This window comes from Inquilinus limosus DSM 16000 (assembly GCF_000423185.1).
Lineage (GTDB): Bacteria > Pseudomonadota > Alphaproteobacteria > DSM-16000 > Inquilinaceae > Inquilinus > Inquilinus limosus.
Genome location: NZ_KE383985.1, coordinates 189,272 through 210,113 on the forward strand (window position 1 = coordinate 189,272; position 20,842 = coordinate 210,113).

A 20,842-nucleotide genomic window follows, 5' to 3' on the forward strand; every position below is an offset into this window, starting at 1 on the left:
GCTGGGGCGTTGGCTGAATTTCGCCGCGATTCAGCAGCATGTGTCATCCTTCATCAGCGAAGACCGAGGACGAACCGATGGCCTATGACCCGAACAATGTCTTCGCCCGCATCCTGCGCGGCGAGCTGCCGTGCAAGAAGGTGTACGAGGACGAGCATGTCCTGGCCTTCCACGACATCGGCCCGAAGGCGCCGGTGCATGTGCTGGTCATCCCCAAGGGCGCCTACGTCTCGATGGACGATTTCTCGGAGCGCGCCAGCGACGCCGAGATCGCGGCGCTGACCCGGGCGGTCGGCCGGGTCGCCCGCGATCTCGGCTTGGCCGAGCCCGGCTACCGCATCCTGTCGAACATCGGCGGCCACGGGCACCAGGAGGTGCCGCACCTGCACATCCATGTCTTCGGCGGCCGGCCGCTCGGCCGGATGCTGGATCCCGCCATCGCCCCATGACCCTGCCGGTCTCCGCCGAGGCCGCGGCACCGGCCCGCAGGAGCAACGGGCCGCGCCGGCGCACCGTCACCCTGGCCCGCACGCTGGCCGTCGCCATCGGCGGCCTGGTGGCGATCGCGGTCGCGGCGGTGCTGGCGATCTACTGGACCACGGCGGCGCGCACCACCTTCGACCTCTTGACCAACCAGGCCGAGATCGGCGTGGCCTCGGTCGAGGCGCAGCTGCGCCAGCATCTCGAGCCGGTGTCGAACGAGCTCGGCAGCCTGGCCCTGCTGCTGCAGCAGGGGCGGCTCGACCCGGACAACATGGACCGGTTCTCGACCATGCTGACCGGCGCGCTCGCCGCGTCGCCGCAGGTGCGCTCGATCGCCTACCTGACCGAGGATCTGCGCATCCGCGGCGTCACGCGCGAGCAGGACGGCAGCTACGACACCTTCGACGAACAGAACGAGACCGAACCCAGCCGCCAAGCCCTGGCCGAGGCCGCCGGCAAGGTCGACGCCTATTGGGGCGAGATCCTGTACCTGAAGGAGGGGCCGCACGCGACGGTGATGAACCTGCGGCAGCCGGTGCGCCGCGAGGGCCAGCTGGTCGGCGTGCTGTTCGCGGTGGTCACGGTGCAGGACCTGTCGAAGTTCCTGGCGCGGGTCTCCAGCGACCCGTCGCAGGTGCCCTTCATCCTCTACGGCGAGAACCGGGTCCTGGCCCATCCGCGCATGGCCGCGGACCCGCCGCCGGCTTCGGAGGAGCAGCCGCTGCCGCGGCTCGACCAGGTCGGCGACCCGGCGCTGGCGGCGCTGTGGACCGAAGGCGCGCCGGTCACCGTGCGCAACCCGCGGGTGCGGATCCGCGAGGTCCAGATCGGCGACCAGGACGAGATCTTCCTGTACCGCACCATCTACGGCTTCGGCCCGACGCAACTGATCCTCGGCATCCATGTGCCGGGCGACGCGATCGGGGCCGAGGTCTGGCGGGTGATCCGCGCCGGCCTGGCCGGCCTCGCGGTGATGGTGCTGGCGATCATCGTCGGCGTCTTCGTCGGCCGCATGATCGCCCGGCCGGTGCGCGCCTTCTCCGACCAGGCGCGGGCGGTGGGGACGCTGGAGTTCAGCCAGCTCAAGCCGCTGCCGGGCAGCGTGTTCCGGGAGCTGAACGAGGGCGCCCAGGCCTTCAACACCATGCTGGTGGGGCTGCGCTGGCTCGAGACCTATGTGCCGAAGGGCCTGGTCCGGCGCCTGATCGTCAAGGGCGACGGCGAGGATGTGGTCTCGATCGAGCGGATCATGACGGTGATGTTCACCGACATCGCCAATTTCAGCGCGGCGGCGGAACGGCTGCCGGCGGCGCGGATCGCCGCCTTCCTGAACGAGCATTTCGCCATGCTGGCGCGCTGCGTCGAGGCCGAATCCGGGACCATCGACAAGTTCATCGGCGACTGCCTGATGGCGTTCTGGGGGGCGCCGGAGAAGGTGAAGGACCATGCGCCGCGGGCGGCCCGCGCGGCGCTCTCCATCGCCGCGGTGATGCGGGCCGAGAACGACCGCCGCGCCGCCGCCGGCCGGCCGCGGCTGAAGCTGCGCATCGGGCTGCACAGCGGCCCGGTCGTGGTCGGCAACATCGGCGCGCCCGGGCGCACCAACTACACCATCGTCGGCGACACCGTGAACATCGGCAACCGGCTGGAGCAGCTGGGCAAGGTGCTGGCGGGCGACGAGGAGACGACGATCCTGATCAGCGCCGAGACCGCGGGGCTGCTGGGCCCGGAGTTCGAGGTGGAGAGCCTGGGCCCGCGTCGCGTCCGCGGCCGCAACGGCGAGGTCGAGATCTTCCGGCTGATCGGGATGAAGCCGGCGGACTGAGATCCGCAAGCCGCCACGGTTCGTACCGCAATTCCGCCACCATGACCCCTCTGAATCGGTGCCAGCCAGGGACAGGGGGGAACCATGCCGTCCGATCGCGATCTGGGAATGGGCCGGGCCATCAGCCGGCGGGATTTTCTCGACGGCGCCGCCATGACGGTGGCAGCGGCCGTGCTGCACCGGCCGTTCGTCCGCAGCGCCTTCGCGGCGACCCAGGGCTATCCGCCGAAGCTGACCGGCCTGCGCGGCCATCACGAAGGCTCCTACAGCGTCATGCACGCGGTGCGCGACGGCAGCTTCTGGGACAAGGCCGGGGCGCCGGAGCCGACCGGCGAGCGCTACGACCTGGTGGTGGTCGGCGGCGGCATCTCGGGCCTGGCCGCGGCGGTTCAGTACCGCAAGCAGGCCGGCGCGAATGCCCGTGTGCTGGTGATCGAGAATCACGACGATTTCGGCGGCCACGCCAAGCGCAACGAGTTCACCAGCGCCGACGGCCGCACCATCATCGGCTATGGCGGCTCGCAGTCGCTGCAGACGCCGAGCTATTTCAGCCCGGCGGTGAACGCCCTTCTGGCCGAGATCGGCATCGAGCCGAAGCGCTTCGAGGATTATTACGACCAGGGCTGGGCCGAGGCGCGCGGCCTGTCCCGTGCCGTGTTCTTCCCGAAGGAGGTGTTCGGCGCCGACGCGCTGGTGAAGGAGGCCGAGGCCGCCGCCGACTGGGTGCCGCAGACGCCGCTGACCGACAAGACCAAGCAGGACCTGATCGCCCTGATCGATTCGCCGGCCGACTACCTGCCGGGGCTGTCGCGGGCCGAGAAGCTGGAACGGCTGTCGAAGACCACCTACGCCCAGTTCCTGACCGAGCTGGTGAAGGCCGACCCGCAGCTGGTCGCGTATTTCCAGGGCTCGACCGAGGGCTATTTCGGCGTCGGCATCGACGGCACCACCTGTCTCGACGCCTGGGCCAACGGCAATCCCGGCTTCGACGGCATGGATCTGGGCGACGGTGCCTATCCGACCATGAGCCCGAGCGGCCGCCTGGCCCGCACCGACCCGGACGACTACATCTACCACTTCCCCGACGGTAATGCCGGCGTCGCTCGGGCGCTGGTGCGGGCGCTGGTCCCGGCGGCCGTGCCGGGCGGCAGCATGGAGGATCTCGTCCTCGCGCCGGTCGATTACGCCAGGCTCGACCTCGACGGCCAGCCGGCGCGGATCCGGCTCAGCTCGACCGTGGTGCGGGTGAAGCACCAGGGCGACCCCGCCTCGGCCAGCTCGGTCGAAATCTCCTACGTCCAGGGCGGCCGCCTGCGCACGGTCGAAGCCGGCCATGTGGTGCTGGCCTGCTGGCACCGGGTGATCCCGTTCCTGACCGACGAGCTGCCGGCGGCGCAGGTCGAGGCGCTGCGCGACCAGCAGAAGGTGCCGCTGATCTACACCAACGTCCTGATCCGGAACTGGACCGCCTTCGCCAAGCTGGGCATCGACGGCTTCGACGCGCCCGGCCATTTCTGGTCGGGGGCGGAGATCGACTTCCCGGTCAGCATGGGCGGCTACCGCTTCGCCGACAAGCCGGAGGACCCGGTGCTGCTGCATCTCAGCAAGGTGCCGCTGCAGCCGGGGCTGTCGTCGCGTGAGCAGTCCCAGGCCGGGCGCCTCGAGCTGACCCGGCTGACCTTCGAGGAGATGGAGCGGCAGATCCGCGACCTGCTGGGCCGCGCCCTGTCCGGCGGCGGCTTCGACCCGGCGCGTGACATCGAGGCGATCACCGTCAACCGCTGGTCGCACGGTTATGCCTATGAATACATGCGGCCCTGGGACCCGTTCTGGCCGAACGGGCCGCTGCCGATCGAGACGGCGCGCCGGCCCTGGGGCCGGGTGGCGATCGCCAACTCCGATTCCGGCGCCTACGCCTACGCCCATTCGGCGATCGACCAGGCCACCCGGGCGGTGCGCGAGCTGCTGGGCACGCCGGACGGGGCGCCGGCCTTCGCCGACTTCCCCGGCCCGCCGCGCGAGCAGCTGGGTCTGTAGGAACAGTTCTCACACCGTCATTGCGAGGAGGCGAAGCCGACGAAGCAATCCAGGGGCCACGCTAAACTGCCCTGGATTGCTTCGCTGCGCTCGCAATGACGAGAAGCCTCACATTTCCTTAGGGAAAGCGATAGCCGCAGTCGACCCCGCACGTCCGCGCGTGTTGACCAGGACCACGCCGGCGATGGCGATCGCGCCGCCCAGCAGCGTCTGCGGCCCCGGCATCTCGCCCAGCATCGGCAGGGCGAGGACGGTCGCGACCGGCGGCACGAGGTACAGGAAGTTCGCCGCCCGCGCCGCGCCGAAATGGCCGAGGGCATAGGTCCAGGTGGCGTAGCCGATCGCGGCGGGCAGCACGCCGAGGCCGATCACCGCGGCGACCGTCGCCGGGCCGGCCTGCGACAGCCCGTCCGCCGCGGCGGGCAGCCAGGGCGAGAGCAGGAGCGCGCCGGTCAGCAGCGTCCAGGCGGTGCAGGTCAGGGCGCCGTACCGCGCCACCAGCGGCTTCTGCAGCACGACGTAGCAGGCCATGCACAGCGCCGAGCCCAGCACCAGGCTGGCGCCGGCGCCGAAGGCCAGGCCGCCGGGCTGGGCCGAGGCGATCAGCGCGATGCCGGCGAAGCTGACCAGCGTGCCGGCCCAGCCGCGGGCGCCGAAGCGCTCGCCCAGCACCAGCCGGGCCAGGAGCGCGGTCAGGATCGGCGCGGTGTTGACGATGAAGCTGGCGGCCCCGGCGGCCACGGTGCGCTGCCCGGTGTTCAGCAGGATATTGTAGGCGGCGATGCCGATCAGCCCGCACAGGGCGAAGCGCAGCAGGTCGGGCCAGGCCGGGCGCGGCGGCCGGCGCCAGGCCAGCCAGGCCAGAACCAGCAGCGCCGCCACCGCGAAGCGGGCGGCGGCCAGCGGCACCGGCGCCAGCTCGCGCAGCGCCAGGCGGATCGCCGGAAAGGCCGAGGCCCAGGACAGGATGGTGACGGTCACCGCGGCAGTGGCCAGGGAAGCGCGGCTGGGCACGGCAAGGCACCTCGGTTCGACGAAGGGTCTCCGTTCTGGCACCGGCCGGGCTGTTGACATAGCGCACCGATCGAGCGCGAGCTGTGCGTATGCATCACAGCTCGTCACCCGAACGCCCGCCGCTCGACGCCCTCGACACGGTCTGCGTCGTCGCCCGCCAGGACTCCTTCAGCGCGGCGGCGGAGGCGCTGGGCCTGACCCATGGTGCGGTCAGCCGGCGCGTCGCGACGGTGGAGGCCTGGCTCGGCACCGCCCTGTTCGAGCGCCATGGCCGCGGCGTGCGCCTGACCCCGGACGGGCAGCGCTTCGTGTCGAAGGTCGAGGCGGCGTTCCGGCTGATCGACGAGGCGGCGGTGCGCTGGCGCCGCCGGCGCGGGCCGGAGGTGGTGCGGATCAGCGTGGTGCCGGGCTTCGCCAAGCTGTGGCTGTTCGAACGGCTGGCGGAACTGGAGCAGGGGGACCCGGCACTGCGGATCGAGATCGCCGTGGAGGGCCGCAACGCCGATGTCGAAGGCGGCGAGGTCGACCTCGCCGTGCGCTACGGCACCGGCGGCTGGCGCGGTGTCGAGGTGTCGAAGCTGCTGCCGGAACGGCTGTATCCGGTGGCGCATCCCCGGCTGGCGCAGCGGTTCGGCCCGTCGCCGGAAGGGCTGCTGCGGGCGCCGCTGCTGCACGATTCCGACCTGACCGGCTGGCGCGCCTGGTTCGCGTCCTGCGGCATCACGCTGAAGCCGCGGCCGCAGGACCGGCGCTTCGAAGACTACACGCTGGTCCTGGCGGCGGCGGAAGCCGGGCTGGGCGTCGCCCTGGCCCGGGCGCCGTTCTCCGACCGTGCCATCCGTGCAAGCGGCCTGGTGCGGCTGGGGGAGCGGGAGGTGGCCAGCCCGCTGGCCTACCACCTGCTGACCCGCACGGGCGAGACCCGGCCGGCGGTCGCCGCGCTGGTGGTACGGATGACGGCCCTGGCCCGGACGATGTGACGCCGGCTATCCCGCCCGCACCGCCTGCAGCAGGCTCGTCGTCGCGAAGCCGTCCGGGACCAGGCCCTTGGAGACCTGCCAGGCCCGGATCGCGCCGCGCGTCGCCGGCCCGATCAGCCCGTCCGGCGTCCCGCCGGTGGAGAAGCCCCGGGCCGCCAGCAGCGACTGCAGCTCCATCACCTCGCTGCGCGACAGCGGCTGCTCCTCGCGCGGCCAGGCCCCGGCGATCGGGCCGCCGCCGGCCAGCCGGTCGGAGAGGGTGGCGACCGCGAGCGCGTAGCTGGTCGAGTTGTTGTACTTCATGATGACGCTGAAGTTCGGCCCGACCAGGAAGGCCGGGCCGCGGGCGCCCGCCGGGGTGATCACCGAGGCGTCGCCCAGCGCCGGCAGGCTGCGGCCGGAGACGGGCTTCACCCCCAGCGCCGCCCACTGCGCCACAGGGCGCTTGGTGCTCAGCTCCGCCACCGAATAGTCGAAGCCGGGCGGCAGGGTGACCTCGACGCCCCAGGGCTGGCCGCGCTGCCAGCCCGACTGCGCCAGGTAGTTGGCGGTCGAGGCCATGACGTCGGGGATGCTGCCCCAGATGTCGCGGCGGCCGTCGCCGTCGGCGTCGACGGCGGAGCTCAGGAACACCGTCGGCAGGAACTGGGTGTTGCCCATGGCGCCGGCCCAGGAGCCGAGCATGCGGTCGCGGCTGATGTCGCCCTGCTGCAGGATCTGCAGTGCGGCGAACAGCTGCTCCCTGGCCCAGTCCCGGCGGCGGCCCTCATAGCCGAGGGTGGCGAGGGCGTCGATCACCTCGGTGCTGCCGAAGTTCTGGCCGTAATTGCTCTCGATGCCCCAGATCGCGACGATGACCTGCTTCGGCACGCCGTAGCGCTGCTCCACGGCATTGGCGATCGATCCCCACTGCGCCAGCATCGCCTGGCCGTTGCGGATGCGGTCGGCCGAGACGGAGCGGTCGAGATAGTCCCAGATGGCGCGGGTGAACTCGGCCTGCGACTGGTCGGATTCGATCACGTTCGGCAGGAACTGCACGGTGTCGAAGGCGGTGGCCAGCGTCGCCTGGCTGATCCCGCGGGCCGCGGCCTCGGCGCGGAACGCCGCCACCCATTGCTGGAAGCCCTGCGCCTCGGACTGGGCCGGGGGGAAGGCCGAGGCGCCGGGCGCCGGGGTCGGCACCACCGGCTGGCCCTGGCCCGAGCTCTGGCAGCCGGCCAGCAGCACCACCCCGGCCAGAACCGCCATCCGTGTGGTCATCGACATGGGCCTCTCCGCGATTCCGAATCAGTCGGTGAACGTCGCGGCAAAGTGCCTTGAGATCAAGGCCGGAAGGCGGCAGGGCTGCCGCAAAGTCCCACGCAAGGTCACCCCTGCGGCGCGTCGGGGAAGGCGTCGAGCGGGATCTTCAGATAGCGCCGGCCGTTCGCCTCGGGCTCGGGCAGGCGGCCGCCGCGGATGTTCACCTGCAGCGCCGCCAGCATCAGCGCCGGCAGTGGCAGCGTCCGGTCGCGGTCCCGGCGCAGCGCCACGAACTCGGCCTCGGTGAGCGCGGCGACGTGGATGTTGCGCTCCTTCTGGTCGGCGACGGTGCTCTGCCAGCGCGGCTCCCGCCCGTCCGGCTGGTAGTCGTGCCCGGTGAACAGGCGGGTTTCGTCCGGCAGAGCCAGGATCCGCTGGATCGAGGCCCAGAGCTGGCGCGCATCGCCGCCGGGGAAATCGGCGCGGGCCGTGCCACCGTCGGGCATGAACAGCGTGTCGTGGATGAAGGCGGCGTCGCCGACGAGATAGGTGACCGAAGCCAGCGTGTGGCCCGGGCAGAACATCACCTGGGCCTCCAGCGACCCGATGCGGAACCGGTCGCCGTCGCGGAACAGCCGGTCCCAGCCCGACCCGTCGGTCGGCTGGCCCGGCAGGTTGTAGATCTCCCGCCACAGCGCCTGGACGCCGGCGACCTTCTCGCCGATCGCGGTCGGCGCGCCGGTCTTCTCCTTCAGATATGCCGCGGCGGAGAAATGATCGGCATGCGGGTGGGTGTCCAAAATCCAGGCGATCCGCAGCCCGGCGCGCTCGACATGGTCCAGGATCCGGTCGGCATTGCGGGTGGAGACGCAGCCGGATTTCGGGTCGAAGTCGAGGACGGAATCGATGATCGCGCAGGTCTCTCCGTCGGAGACGACGTATTGCAGGCTCGAGGTGCGCGGGTCGAAGAAGGCGTCCACCGTGGGCGCCGTGCCGGCCAGTGCCATGGTCGCTCGCTCGCAGGAATTCGTCGCAGCATCTCTCACCATGGTGGCAAAATACTCCGCAAACGGGAATTTCAACCTGAAGCGAAATCTTGACGCAGGATTACAGACTCAAGTCATCAATCGCAACAATAACACAATAAATGCTGTCCATCCATATCATTGGATGTTACCAGACGATCGGGAAGCATTGACATGAGGTCTGCGTCCAATACTGAGATCGGTGCGCGAGCCGGCCATGGATTTAGGATCAAAGACAGAACGTCTATGCGGATTATCGGTTTATGGCCGGCGGGCGGTTGGGGTTCGCATGAGCATTCCCATGCATGCTGCGATCAGCTCCGGGCGCGCAGCTCGGCCTGGGCGCGGGCGATGATGCCAGGGTAGCGCTTGTCCGGGTACCACGGCATCCCGGCGATGCCGTCGAAGCCGGGGATCGTCTCCATGTGCCGCAGCATGCGCCGGCGCATCTCGGCATCGGGCAGCGGGCCGCGCAGCGCGGTGATGTTCTCGGCGGCGTGGTCCGGATCGGCGGTCGCCGGCAGGGCGCAGGTCACGGCCGGGTTCGAGATCACCCATTTCAGGAAATACGCCGCCCAGCTGTCGATGCCGAGCTCGGCGGCGAAGTCGGGCAGCGGCCGGCCTTCAACGACCTTGAACAGCCGCGCCTTCTCGAACGGCATGTTGGTCAGGACGGCGGTGCCGCGGTCGGCGGCTGCCGGCAGCACCCGCTCCTCCGCGCGCCGGTTGAAGATCGAGTAGTTGACCTGCACGAAGTCGAGATCGCCGCGCTCCACCCAGCCGGCCAGCGGCTCCAGATAGGCGTTCTCGTAGTGGGTCACGCCGAGATGGCGGATCCGCCCCTCCTTCTTCCAGGCGCGCAGATACGGAACGATGAGGTCGACATTGACCAGGCTGTGGCACTGCATCAGGTCGATCCGGCCGCGCCACAGCCGGTCTTCCGACAGGCGCAGGCTGCGCTGGGCGTGGCTCTCATCGGCCAGGAAGTCGCCCGTCGCCCAGATCTTGTTGGCGACGAAGATCCGGTCGCCGATGCCGAGCGCGGTGGCGAAATCCCCGACCGTGGTCTCGGCGGTGCCGTAGAGGGGCGAGGTGTCGACCACGCGGGCGCCGCCGTCCCAGTACCGGCGCAGCACCTCGCGCAGATGGTCGCGCGGCGCGCCCGGAATGGTGTCGAAGGTGAGGAAGGTGCCGAGGCCGATCGCCGGCAGGGTCTCGCCGGTGCGCGGCACGGTGCGGGTGACGACGCCGCCATCGGCGGTCTGCGCGCGGGCGGAAGGGCCGGGCAGGGCGGGCGCCGCGGCGAGGAGGCCGAGCCCGAGCGCACCGCGCATCAGGCCGCGCCGATCGGTGGAAGGGAGAAGGTCCTGGGTCCGTCGCATCGCTGTATCCGTTCGGGCTGGTGCGATGCGGACTGTACCGGCCGTCCCCGCGGCGGATGCGCCGGATCCTGACCCGCCTGCGCCGGATCCTGACCCGATCCGCGGGCGGGGATGCGTCGGCGGGGCACACTGACACCCGAAATCGCCGCGGCTAACCTCGGCGCGTCGGTCGAGACCGGGAGCCGCAGGGACCGCATGGCATACGAGCGCAGGATCGAGCCGCGGGCCACCGGCTGGCGCAGCTTCGCCTGGGCCGGCGGCGTCTTCGACACGGCGCGCCGGTCCTACACCGAGGCCGTCGAGGGCACGATCCGGATCCCGCATCACCTGGTCCTGGTGACGCTGACGGGCGGCGCGCGCCATCAGGAGGTGCTCTCGTCCTGCGGCCACCGCTTTGTCGGCAGCGACCGGCCGGGCGCCGTGTCCTTCGTGCCGGCCCATTGCGAACGCCGGCTCCGGCTGCGCGGGGTCGAATCGGAATGGGCGTCGATCTCGCTCGACCCCGCCCTGCTGGAGGACGAGGTGTTCGACCCGGCCGGGCGGTCGCTGGACGGCGCCGCCTTCACCAATCAGGAGGCGCCGTTCCTGGCCGGCATGGTGGCGGAGGCCGCGCGCCTCGCAGCGGAAGGCGGGCTGGACCGCAGCTATGGCGAGGCGATGTCCTGGGCCCTGGCCCATCACCTCGTCCGGCGCTACGGCCGCGCCCGGCCCGACGGCGGCCCGCGCCGCTGGGCCTTGCCACCCTGGCGCCTGCGCCGGATCGCCGACTATGTGGACGCCCATTTCGCCGCGGAGATCCGGATCGCGGATCTGGCCGAGGCGGTCGGCCTCTCGCCCGGCCGCCTGCATCGGGCGTTCCGGGCGACGACGGGCCAGACGCCGCTCGCCTTCATCAATGAGAGGCGGATCCGCCGCGCCATGCGGATGCTGGCGACCGGCGGCGGCTCCGTGGCGGAGATCGCGCTGCGCTGCGGCTTCGTCAGCCCTGGCCACTTCGCCCGGGTGTTCCGCGGCGTCACCGGCATGACCCCGTCGCAGTACCGCGCGGTGAACGGCGCCGGCCCGGCCCGCGAGGCCTAGCAACGGACCGTCCGCATGGGACCGGATGCCGCAGCGGGCCAGTGACCTAGGACGGTCACCGGGTTACCTGGCAAAGTTCTGCGACAAACGGATCGTATCCTTCTCCTTCCCGGATTTCCGGACCGGGCGCGCAGGCGGCGGTCCGCCAGGCACGCCCGGTCGCAGAGACGGAGCTGTCCATGGCTGTCGACCTCAACATCAATGGCCGGACCGAGCGGATCGACGCCCCGCCGGAGATGCCCCTCCTGTGGGCGCTGCGCGACGAGCTCGGCCTCGTCGGCACCAAATTCGGCTGCGGGGCGGGGCTGTGCGGCGCCTGCACCGTGCATCTCGACGGCGCCCCTGTGCGCGCCTGCCAGACCGCGATCGGCGATGTCGGCACGTCGAAGATCGTCACCATCGAAGGCATCGGCGCCACCGAGATCGGCGCCCGGCTGCAGCAGGCCTGGCTGGCCTTCGACGTGATGCAGTGCGGCTACTGCCAGGCCGGGCAGATCATGTCCGCCGCGGCGCTTCTGGCCACCACCCCGGCGCCCGGCGACGGCGACATCGACGCCGCCATGGCCGGCAATCTCTGCCGGTGCGGCACCTACAACCGCATCCGCGCCGCCATCCTCCGGGCGGCCGAACGGAAGGCGGCGGAAGGGAGGGCCGGCTGATGGGACACATCCTCACCGAATCCGGCCTCGGCCGGCGCGCCTTCCTCAAGGCCTCGCTGCTGGTGGGCGGCGGCCTCCTGATCGACGCGACCCTGCCCCTCCCGGCCGCAGCAGGGGAAGACGGCGGCGGAACGTTCGGTGCCTTCATCGCCATCGCGCCGGACGGGCGGGTGACGATCACCGGCAAGAACCCGGAGATCGGGCAGGGCATCAAGACCTCGCTGCCGATGATCATCGCCGACGAGCTGGACGTCGACTGGGACCAGGTCACCGTGACCCAGGCCGTGGCGGACGAGGCCGTCTACGGTCCGCAGACGGCCGGCGGCAGCCGGGCCACGCCGAGCAACTGGATGCCGATGCGCCAGGTCGGCGCCGCGGCACGGGGGCTGCTGGTCCAGGCGGCGGCGCGGCGCTGGGGCGTGCCGGCCGACAGCGTCACCACGCGATCGGGGCGCCTGCTGCACGCCGCCAGCGGACGCAGCCTGGGCTATGGCGAGGTCGCGGCCGAGGCCGCGGCGCTGCCCATGCCCGACCCGGCCGAGATGCGGCTGAAGGACCCGGCCGAGTTCCGCATCATCGGCCGGCCGATCGGCGGCTGCGACAGCCCGAAGGTGGTGCGCGGCGAGCCGATCTTCGGCATCGATGTCCGGCTGCCGGGCATGCTGTACGCGGTGTTCGAACGCTGCCCGGTGTTCGGCGGCACGCTGAAATCGGCCGATCTCGACGCCGCCCGCGGCCGGCCGGGCGTGCGCCAGGTCTTCACGGTCCGGGGCAACGGCCGGCCGGAAAGCCTGGTCGACGGCGTCGCGATCCTGGCGACGAACTGGTGGCTCGCGGATCAGGCGCGGCAGGCGCTGAAGCTCGAATGGGATGAAGGCCCCGGCGCGACGCAGAGCAGCGACGGCTACGACGCCCGGGCCAAGGCGCTGTTCGAGGGCAAGCCGCAGGCCGAGCTGTTCCGCGCCGGCGACGTGGAAGGCGCCATGGCCGGCGCGGCCAGGCGGATCACGGCGGACTACGCCTATCCGTTCCTGTCGCACGCGCCGCTCGAGCCCCAGAACTGCACCGCCCTCTACCGCGAGGACGGGACGCTGGAGCTGTGGGCGCCGACCCAGATGCCGCAGCGCGGGCGTGCCCTGGTGGCCGAGGCGCTGGGGCTGAAGCCCGAGGCGATCACCATGCACATGCCGCGCATCGGCGGCGGCTTCGGCCGGCGGCTGATGAACGACTATGTGGTGCAGGCGGCGGCGATCGCGCGGCAGGTGCCGGGCACGCCGGTCAAGCTGGTGTGGACGAGGGCGGAGGACATCCAGCACGACTTCTACCGCCCGGCCGGCTGGCACCGTTTCACCGCCGGCTTCGACGCCACGGGCAGGCCGACCGTCTTCACCGGCCATTTCGTCACCCTGACGCGGGGCGGAAAGCCGGTCCCGAGCGGCGATTTCGACTTCCAGGAGCTGCCGGCGCTGATGGCGCCGAACCTGCTGTTCGCCCAGTCCGGCATCGACAGCGTGGTGCCGACCGGGGCGATGCGGGCGCCGCGGTCGAACGGGCTGGCCTGGGCCTACCAGTCCTTCCTGGACGAGGTGGCGGCCGAGGTGGGCATCGACCTGCCGACGCTGCTGCTGGGGCTGCTCGGCGAGCCCAGGGCACTGCCGGCGCGCGAGGGGGCGCGGGCGCAGTTCCACACCGGCCGGGCCCGCGGCGTGATCGAGAAGGTGGTGTCGATGTCGAACTGGCCGGTCAAGCCGGCCGCCGGCAGCGGCAAGGGCTTCGCCTTCTACTTCTGCCATCTCGGCTATTTCGCCGAGGTGGCGGAGGCGGCGGTGGCGCCGGACGGCACGGTCACCGTGCCGCGCGTCTGGGTGGCGGGCGACATCGGCAGCCAGATCGTCAACCCCTCCGGCGCCGAGAACCAGGTGCGTGGCTCGGTGATCGACGGCCTCGGCCAGGCGCTGGGCGGCCTCGCCATCACCGTGGCCGGCGGGCGGGTCGAGCAGGAGAATTTCGACACTTATCCTCTGCCGCGGATCCCCGGCACGCCCGAGATCGCGGTCGAGTTCGTCGCCACCGATTTCCCGCCGACCGGCCTCGGCGAACCGGCCCTGCCGCCGGTGATCCCGGCATTGTGCAACGCCGTCTTCGCCGCGACCGGCAAGCGGGTGCGCCGGCTGCCGATCGACACCGCCGGATTCAGGCGGGCGGCGTAAGCAACAAAAAGGGCGGCCCGAAGGCCGCCCTTGTCTTCTCCACCGAGGGGAAGCCTCAGCCTGCCGTCTCCGGCTGCGGCTTGGCCTCCTCGCGCGGCAGCTCCTGGCCGGTCTGCTGGTCGATGAACTTCATCGACAGCTTGATCTTGCCGCGGTCGTCGAAGCCCAGGACCTTGACCTTGACCTCGTCGCCGACCTTGACGACGTCGGCCACCTTGGCGACGCGGCCGGGCCGCATCTCCGAGATGTGGACCAGGCCGTCGCGGCTGCCCAGGAAGTTGACGAAGGCGCCGAAGTCGACGGTCTTCACCACCTTGCCGTTGTAGACCTTGCCGACCTCGGGTTCGGCGACGATGCCCTTGATCCACTCGATCGCCGCGGTGGCCGCGCCCTCGTCGACCGCCGCCACCTTGATGGTGCCGTCGTCCTCGATGTCGATCTTGGCGCCGGTGGTCTCGGTGATCTCGCGGATCACCTTGCCGCCGGTGCCGATCACTTCGCGGATCTTGTCCTTCGGGATCGAGAAGGTGGTGATCCGCGGCGCGTTCTTGTTGACCTCGCCGCGGGCGGCCGACAGCGCCTTGGCCATCTCGCCCAGGATGTGGATGCGGCCCTCGCGCGCCTGCTCCAGCGCGATCTTCATGATCTCCTCGGTGATCGAGGTGATCTTGATGTCCATCTGCAGGCTGGTGACGCCGCGCTCGGTGCCGGCGACCTTGAAGTCCATGTCGCCGAGATGGTCCTCGTCGCCCAGGATGTCGGTCAGGACGGCGAAGCGGTCGCCCTCCTTGATCAGGCCCATGGCGATGCCGGCGACCGGGCTGGACAGCGGCACGCCGGCATCCATCAGCGCCAGCGACGAGCCGCAGACCGTGGCCATCGAGGAGGAGCCGTTCGACTCGGTGATCTCCGACACCACGCGGATGGTGTAGGGGAACTGCTCCTTGGTCGGCAGGATCGGATGCACCGCGCGCCAGGCCAGCTTGCCGTGGCCGATCTCGCGCCGGCCCGGGCTGCCCATGCGCCCCGCTTCACCGACCGAATAGGGCGGGAAGTTGTAGTGCAGCATGAAGTTCTCGCGGTACTCGCCCTCGAGCGCGTCGATGATCTGCTCGTCCTGGCCGGTGCCGAGGGTGGTGACCACCAGCGCCTGGGTCTCGCCGCGGGTGAACAGGGCCGAGCCGTGGGCCCGCTTCAGCACGCCGACCTCGGCGACGATCGGGCGGACCGTCTTCGTGTCGCGGCCGTCGATGCGCAGGCCGGTGTCCAGGATGTTGCCGCGGACGATGTCGCTCTCGAAATCCTTGAACACCTTGGCGCCGACCGCGAGCTCGGCGTCGTTGCCCTCCAGCAGGGCCAGCGCCTTCGCCTTGACCGCGTCGACCGCGGCGTAGCGGTCCTGCTTGCGGACGATCTTGTAGGCCTCGCGCAGCTCGCCGGCGACATGCTCCTGGAACTTGGCGCGGACGGCGGCGACCTCGGCCGGCTCCTCCGCAAGGTCCCAGGGCTCCTTGGCGCACATCTCGGCCAGCTCGATGATCGCCTGGATCACCTGGCGGCTGGCCTCGTGGCCGAAGGCGACGGCGCCCAGCATGACCTCCTCGGTCAGCTCCTGCGCCTCGGACTCGACCATCAGCACGCCTTCATCGGTGCCGGCGACGACCAGGTCGAGCGCGCTCTCCTTGATCTGCGCCAGGGTCGGGTTCAGCACGTACTGGCCGTCGATGTGGCCGACGCGGGCGGCGCCGATCGGGCCCAGGAACGGGATCCCGGAGATCGTCAGCGCGGCGGAGGCGCCGATCATCGCCGGGATGTCCGGGTCGTTCTCCAGGTCGTGGCTCAGCACCGTGGCGATGACCTGGGTCTCGTTGCGGTAGCTGGGGTGGAACAGCGGGCGGATCGGGCGGTCGATCAGGCGGCTGACCAGCGTCTCGTTCTCGGACGGGCGGCCTTCGCGCTTGAAGAAGCCGCCCGGGATCTTGCCGGCGGCGAACGCCTTCTCCTGGTAGTTGACGGTCAGCGGGAAGAAGTCGGCGGCCGATTTGGCCTTGGAGCCGACCGCGGTGCAGAGCACGACCGTCTCGCCATAGGTGACGAGGACGGCGCCGTCGGCCTGGCGGGCGATCTTGCCCGTCTCGAGGACCAGCTTGCGGCCGCCCCAGTTGATCTCTTTGCGATAGATGTTGAACATCGCTTTTCCTTCCATCGGACACCCCGTGCCGCGGGGGGCATCAGGGTCGGGCCGCTCCACGCCGGGCCCGGGGGCGAAATGCGACAAGCGCCGCCGGCGGGGTGCCGGCGGCGCCGATGTCACGAAACGAAGCCGCTGTTCTGCACGGGTCCGGCGCAGCCGCTCGCCACGGCGGTCCGCCGGAGCGGTCGGAGTCCGACCGTCGACGGACCTGGGCGAAGGCGCTGGCCGGGCATGCGGGAGTTCAGCGACGCAGGCCGAGGCGCTTGACGATGTCCTCGTAGCGCGCGGCGTTCTTGCGCTTGAGATAGTCGAGCAGGCGGCGGCGGCGGCCGACCATGATCAGAAGACCGCGACGGCTGTGGAAGTCCTTCGCATGCGTCTTCAGGTGTTCGGTCAGGTTGGCGATGCGCTCGGACAGAATCGCGATCTGCACCTCCGGCGAACCGGTGTCCCCGGCCTTGGGGGCGTAGGTGCCAATGACTTCCTGCTTGCGCTCCGGCGTAATCGACATCGTGGTCTCCTGGATCAGAGGTTGAGGAGGCGCACCGGCCGGATCTCGCCGCCGTCGACACGGGCCAGGGCCACGGGAACGCTCCCGCAGGTGGCCAGCACGATGGCGTCCGGGTTGTCCGGATCGAGATCGAGGGCGGCGATCCGCTCCCGATCCGAGCGTCGTAGCAGCGCGACCGACTGGCCGTGCCGCATCCGATGCGCTTCGGCTTCCGTCAGGGCCACCGCCGGGATGTCGTCCAGCGGGGTCTCGACCGGAAGCAGAATGCCGTCGAGGGCCGATCGCTCGGCCCCCGGCTGCTTGGCTAGCGCGTCGATATGCTCCAAGGGGACCGCGTCGTCAAGACCGAAGGGGCCCACCGCGGTGCGGCGCAATGCGACGATGTGCCCCACGGTGCCGAGGGCGAGGGCGATGTCGCGGGCCAGGCCGCGCATATAGGCGCCCTTGCCGGACTGCACGTCGAACACGGCATGATCGCGGTCCGGGATCTCGACCAGGCGCAGATCGTCGATCCGGATCAGCCGCGGCGCCAGCGTCACCGCCTCGCCGGCCCGGGCCAGGTCGTAGGCGCGCTCGCCCTCCACCTTGATCGCGGAGAAGGCGGGAGGGACCTGCTCGATCTCGCCGATGAAGCGCGGCACCACCGCGGCGACGGCGGCGGGGTCGGGCCGGACCTCGCTGGTCGCGGTGACCCGGCCCTCGGCGTCGTCGGTGTCGCGCGCCTCGCCCCAGCGCACGGTGAAGCGGTAGGTCTTCTCGCCGTCCATGGCGTAGGGCACGGTCTTGGTCGCTTCGCCCAGCGCCACCGGCAGGATGCCGCTGGCCAGCGGGTCCAGCGTGCCGGCATGGCCGGCCTTCTCGGCGTCGAACAGCCGGCGGATGCGGCCGACCACCTGGGTCGAGGTGACGCCGACCGGCTTGTCGACCACCACCCAGCCATGCACCGGGCGGCCGCGCTTCCTACGCGCCATCTTCGGAGTCCGTCTCGTCGTCCGCGCCCTTGCCGTCCCGCTCCAGGTCGCGCGCGACCGCGTCCTGGTGCATCAGCGTGTTGATCTTCTGCGCGTAGTCGAAGCTGGTGTCCGCCTGGAAGCTCAGCTGCGGCGTGTAGCGCAGCCGCACGGCGCGGGCGACCTGGCTGCGCAGGAACGGGGCGGCGCGGCGCAGCGCCGGCAGCACCGTGTCCATGCCGGTGCCGGTCAGCGTGGTGACGAAGACGGTGGCGTGCTTCAGGTCCGGGCTCGGCCGCACCTCGGAGACGGTGATCGACACGCCGGAAAGGTCGGGGTCGTGCAGCTCGCCGCGCATCAGGATCGCGGCCAGGGCGTGGCGCAGCTCCTCGCCGACGCGCAGCTGGCGTTGGCTCGGGCCGTTGGCTGGATGGTGTCGCATGATCTGTACTCGAAACGGCGCCGGTCCGGCGGGCGGGGATGCCGCCCGGCCGGACCGGGGAAGGAACTGCCGCCGGGCCCAGGGCCGGCGGCGCTGGCGCAGAAGGGGCGGGCGTTAGAGCGCGCGCGCCTCCTCGACCAGCTCGAAGCACTCGATGACGTCGCCGGCGCGGATGTCGTCGTAGTTCTCGAAGGCCATGCCGCATTCGTAGCCCTCGCGCACCTCGCGGACCTCGTCCTTGAAGCGCTTCAGGGTCTTCAGCGTGCCCTCGTGGATCACGACGTTGTCGCGCAGCAGGCGGACGCCGGCGCCGCGCTTGACGATGCCGTTGGTGACCATGCAGCCCGCGACCTTGCCGACCTTGGTGATGTTGAAGACCTCGCGGATCTCGGCATTGCCGATGTAGTTCTCGCGCATCTTCGGCGCCAGGAGGCCGGTCAGGGCCGCCTTCACGTCGTCGATCACGTTGTAGATGATCGAGTAGTAGCGGATCTCCACGCCGTCGCGCTTGGCCATCTCCCGCGCCTGCGGGTTGGCGCGGACGTTGAAGCCGATCAGCATGGCGCCGGTCGAGGCGGCGAGGGTGACGTCGCTCTCGGTGATGGCGCCGACCGCGGAGTGCAGCACCCGCACCTTGACCTCGGCGTTGTCGCCCGCGGCCTTCTCCAGCGATCCGGCGATGGCTTCGACCGAGCCCTGCACGTCACCCTTGATGATGACCGGCAGCTCCTTGGCCTCGCCCTCGCGGATCTTCTCGAACATCTGCTCCAGCGAGCCGCGCGCGGTGGCGACATGCGCCGCCTCGCGCCGCTTGCGGGTGCGGAACTCGGTGATCTCGCGGGCCCGCGCCTCGCTGTCGACGACGATGAAGTCGTCGCCGGCCAGCGGCGTGCCGTTGAGGCCGAGCACCTCGACCGGCTGGGCCGGGGCCGCCGACTTCAGGTTCTGGCCGCGGTCGTCGAGCAGGGCGCGCACGCGGCCCCATTCGCCGCCGGTGACGAAGATGTCGCCGACCTTCAGCGTGCCGCGCTGGACCAGGACGGTCGCGACGGAGCCGCGACCGCGCTCCAGCTTGGCCTCGATCACCGTGCCCTCGGCCGGGCGGTCGGGATTGGCCTTGAGGTCCAGCACCTCGGCCTGCAGCAGGATCGCCTCGACCAGCTTGTCCAGGCCCTGGCCGGTCTTGGCCGAGACCAGGACGTCGAGCGTCTCGCCGCCCATCTCCTCGACCACGACCTCGTGCTGCAGCAGCTCGGTGCGCACGCGCTCGGGCCGGGCATCGGGCAGGTCGATCTTGTTGATGGCGACGATGATCGGCACCTCCGCCGCGCGGGCGTGGCGGATGGCCTCGATCGTCTGCGGCATGACCCCGTCATTCGCCGCCACCACCAGCACGACGATGTCGGTGGTGTTGGCGCCGCGGGCGCGCATCTCGGTGAAGGCGGCGTGGCCCGGCGTGTCGATGAACGTCACCCGGTCGCCCGACTCCACCTGCACCTGATAGGCGCCGATGTGCTGGGTGATGCCGCCGGCCTCGCCCGACACCACGTCGGTGTGGCGCAGCGCGTCGAGCAGCGAGGTCTTGCCGTGGTCGACATGGCCCATGATGGTCACGACCGGCGGCCGCGGCTGCAGCTCCTCCGGCCGGTCCTCGTCGCCGCGCAGGCCGATCTCGACGTCGGATTCGGCGACGCGCTTCGGCTTGTGGCCGAATTCGGAGACCACCAGCTCGGCGGTGTCGGCGTCGATCGACTGGGTGATCGTCGCCATCACGCCCAGGCGCATCAGGGTCTTGACCACGTCGCCGCCGCGCTCGGCCATGCGGTTGGCCAGCTCCTGCACGGTGATGACCTCGGGGATCACCACCTCGCGGGCGATCTTCTCCTGGTTCTGGCTCTGCATCGCCAGGCGCTCGCGCTCCCGGGCCCGGCGCATCGCCGCCAAGCTGCGGCCGCGGATCTCGCTGCCGTCGTCGCTGAGCGCCTGCACCACGGTGAGCTTGCCGGAGCGGCGCTTCGGCTCGGCCTTGCCGGCGCCGGGGGCGCGCTTGGCCGGACCCGGAGCCGCACCGCGGCCGGCGGGGCCGCGGGCCGGCCCGCGACCGCCGCCACCACGACGGCGGGTGTCCTCTTCGTCATCGGCGACGACCGGGGCGCCGCGGACATTGCCGGCCGGCTCGGGCAGGCCCCGGGCGGCCGCGGCCTGGCCGGAGCGGTCGGCCGCGGCCTTGCGGCGGGCCTCCTCGGCGACGCGCTCGGCGTCGCGGCGCTTCTGCTCTTCCTCGAGCAGGAAGCGTTCCTCCTCGGCCTTGCGCTTGGCCTCGCTCTCGATCGCGGCCAGCTCCTCCAGCTCGCGCCGGCGCAGCGCCTCGGGATCGAGCGGGGCCGCCGGCTCCGGCGTCGGCTCGACGGCCTCGGGCTCCAGCTGCGGCGCAGGCTGTGCCGGCGCCGGCTGCTGATGCCGGCGGGCCTCCTCCTCGCGCAGGGCCTCCTGCAGGGCGCGCTGCCGCGCCTCGCGCTCGGCCTGGGACAGCACCCGGCCGCCGAGGATGCCGCCGCCGCCGCGGGGGCCGCGCCCGAGCTGGCCTTCGGCCGCCCGGCGTGCCGCCGCGCCGCCGTCGGCGAGGGCGGTGTTGGTGCCGCCGCGCTGGCGCTTGACCTCGACCGTCACCGCCTTGGAGCGGCCATGGCTGAACTGCTGGCGCACCTGGCCCGAATCCGCCGGCTTCCCACCCAGGGTGAGCTTGGGTTTCGCACTGCCCAGCGACAGCGTCTTGCGATCCTGTTCCTTGCTATCCGTCATATCGTC

General features: G+C 71.2%; 16 protein-coding genes. 7 read left to right on the forward strand and 9 right to left on the reverse strand.

Annotated features, from left to right (window positions below; all coding sequences use genetic code 11):
* Positions 1–77: 77 nt before the first annotated feature.
* The 3 genes from G537_RS0130575 (at position 78) to G537_RS40875 (ending at position 4,345) form a co-directional block, all read left to right on the forward strand.
* Positions 78–449 (forward strand): histidine triad nucleotide-binding protein, encoded by a 372-nt coding sequence (locus G537_RS0130575; RefSeq protein ID WP_026873285.1) that lies wholly within the window; start codon positions 78–80, stop codon positions 447–449.
* Positions 446–2,308 carry an adenylate/guanylate cyclase domain-containing protein gene (locus G537_RS40870; protein ID WP_034853637.1) on the forward strand — a complete coding sequence of 621 codons (1,863 nt, stop codon included), beginning with the start codon at positions 446–448 and terminating at the stop codon, positions 2,306–2,308. The genes G537_RS0130575 and G537_RS40870 overlap by 4 nt, the downstream gene beginning before the upstream one ends.
* 84 nt (positions 2,309–2,392) lie before the next feature.
* Complete coding sequence (locus G537_RS40875) at positions 2,393–4,345, forward strand: NAD(P)-binding protein (RefSeq protein ID WP_051249335.1); 1,953 nt, start codon at positions 2,393–2,395, stop codon at positions 4,343–4,345.
* Between the two features lie 108 nt (positions 4,346–4,453).
* Here the strand turns inward: G537_RS40875 and G537_RS40880 are convergent, their stop codons facing one another.
* Positions 4,454–5,359: a DMT family transporter gene (locus tag G537_RS40880; protein WP_051249336.1), complete on the reverse strand. Its 906-nt coding sequence runs from the start codon at positions 5,357–5,359 to the stop codon at positions 4,454–4,456.
* Between the two features lie 89 nt (positions 5,360–5,448).
* On the opposite strand from G537_RS40880, the gene G537_RS0130595 reads away from it, so the two are divergent.
* Positions 5,449–6,339 carry a LysR substrate-binding domain-containing protein gene (locus tag G537_RS0130595; protein WP_034853534.1) on the forward strand — a complete coding sequence of 297 codons (891 nt, stop codon included), beginning with the start codon at positions 5,449–5,451 and terminating at the stop codon, positions 6,337–6,339.
* A gap of 6 nt (positions 6,340–6,345) precedes the next feature.
* Here G537_RS0130595 and G537_RS0130600 read toward each other — a convergent pair whose 3' ends face one another.
* From G537_RS0130600 to G537_RS40890, 3 genes are all read right to left on the reverse strand, one after another.
* Complete coding sequence (locus G537_RS0130600; RefSeq protein WP_034853535.1) at positions 6,346–7,605, reverse strand: lytic murein transglycosylase; 1,260 nt, start codon at positions 7,603–7,605, stop codon at positions 6,346–6,348.
* 101 nt (positions 7,606–7,706) lie between these two features.
* On the reverse strand, positions 7,707–8,588 hold the full coding sequence (locus G537_RS40885; protein WP_034853536.1) for an MBL fold metallo-hydrolase: 882 nt from the start codon (positions 8,586–8,588) through the stop codon (positions 7,707–7,709).
* A gap of 332 nt (positions 8,589–8,920) precedes the next feature.
* Complete coding sequence (locus tag G537_RS40890) at positions 8,921–9,988, reverse strand: aldo/keto reductase (RefSeq protein ID WP_034853537.1); 1,068 nt, start codon at positions 9,986–9,988, stop codon at positions 8,921–8,923.
* Between the two features lie 195 nt (positions 9,989–10,183).
* On the opposite strand from G537_RS40890, the gene G537_RS42550 reads away from it, so the two are divergent.
* The 3 genes from G537_RS42550 (at position 10,184) to G537_RS0130625 (ending at position 13,937) form a co-directional block, all read left to right on the forward strand.
* Positions 10,184–11,068 carry a helix-turn-helix transcriptional regulator gene (locus G537_RS42550; RefSeq protein WP_051249337.1) on the forward strand — a complete coding sequence of 295 codons (885 nt, stop codon included), beginning with the start codon at positions 10,184–10,186 and terminating at the stop codon, positions 11,066–11,068.
* Between the two features lie 179 nt (positions 11,069–11,247).
* Complete coding sequence (locus tag G537_RS0130620) at positions 11,248–11,727, forward strand: (2Fe-2S)-binding protein (RefSeq protein WP_026873288.1); 480 nt, start codon at positions 11,248–11,250, stop codon at positions 11,725–11,727.
* Positions 11,727–13,937 (forward strand): xanthine dehydrogenase family protein molybdopterin-binding subunit, encoded by a 2,211-nt coding sequence (locus G537_RS0130625; RefSeq protein ID WP_026873289.1) that lies wholly within the window; start codon positions 11,727–11,729, stop codon positions 13,935–13,937. The genes G537_RS0130620 and G537_RS0130625 overlap by 1 nt, the downstream gene beginning before the upstream one ends.
* 55 nt (positions 13,938–13,992) lie before the next feature.
* On the opposite strand, the gene pnp is transcribed toward G537_RS0130625, so the two are convergent.
* The 5 genes from pnp to infB form a co-directional block, all read right to left on the reverse strand.
* Complete coding sequence (pnp, locus tag G537_RS0130630; RefSeq protein WP_034853538.1) at positions 13,993–16,143, reverse strand: polyribonucleotide nucleotidyltransferase; 2,151 nt, start codon at positions 16,141–16,143, stop codon at positions 13,993–13,995.
* 229 nt (positions 16,144–16,372) lie between these two features.
* Positions 16,373–16,642, reverse strand: a complete 270-nt coding sequence (gene rpsO / locus G537_RS0130635) for a 30S ribosomal protein S15 (protein WP_026873291.1) — start codon at positions 16,640–16,642, stop codon at positions 16,373–16,375.
* 14 nt (positions 16,643–16,656) lie between these two features.
* Positions 16,657–17,613: a tRNA pseudouridine(55) synthase TruB gene (truB, locus tag G537_RS0130640; RefSeq protein WP_026873292.1), complete on the reverse strand. Its 957-nt coding sequence runs from the start codon at positions 17,611–17,613 to the stop codon at positions 16,657–16,659.
* Positions 17,603–18,034: a 30S ribosome-binding factor RbfA gene (gene rbfA, locus G537_RS0130645; protein ID WP_034853540.1), complete on the reverse strand. Its 432-nt coding sequence runs from the start codon at positions 18,032–18,034 to the stop codon at positions 17,603–17,605. Before rbfA ends, truB begins: the two co-directional genes overlap by 11 nt.
* Positions 18,035–18,148: 114 nt before the next feature.
* The gene (gene infB, locus G537_RS0130650) at positions 18,149–20,836 is read right to left on the reverse strand and encodes a translation initiation factor IF-2 (RefSeq protein WP_026873294.1); all 2,688 of its coding nucleotides are present in this window, start codon (positions 20,834–20,836) and stop codon (positions 18,149–18,151) included.
* Between the last annotated feature and the right edge of the window lie 6 nt (positions 20,837–20,842).